The sequence below is a fragment of the Sulfitobacter sp. HI0040 genome (genome assembly GCF_001634885.1).
In the GTDB taxonomy this organism is placed as follows: domain Bacteria; phylum Pseudomonadota; class Alphaproteobacteria; order Rhodobacterales; family Rhodobacteraceae; genus Sulfitobacter.
In genome coordinates this window covers 1-237 of the sequence record NZ_LWEX01000429.1, presented here as the reverse complement: position 1 = coordinate 237, position 237 = coordinate 1, and the positions used below count along the sequence as shown (strand labels likewise).

The window sequence follows — 237 nt, the reverse complement described above, 5'->3', positions numbered from 1 at the left end:
GGCGGAGCACGACGTGCTGTTCGAACGCTTCCTGAGTGAGGAACGCGACGAGCCGCCCGACATCGACGTGGATTTCGAACATGAACGCCGCGAAGAGGTGATCCAGTACATGTACGCGAAATATGGCCGCGCCCGCGCCGGGCTCTGTGCCACCGTGATCCACTACCGCCCCCGCAGCGCCATCCGCGAGGTCGGCAAGGCCATGGGACTGAGCGAGGATGTGACCAGCAAGCTCGC

1 protein-coding gene is annotated in these 237 nt (G+C 64.6%); it reads left to right on the top strand.

Annotated features, from left to right (window positions below; translation table 11 throughout):
• On the top strand, positions 1-237 hold a 237-nt coding region (locus A3728_RS17700), incomplete at both ends, for a hypothetical protein (RefSeq protein WP_150120870.1).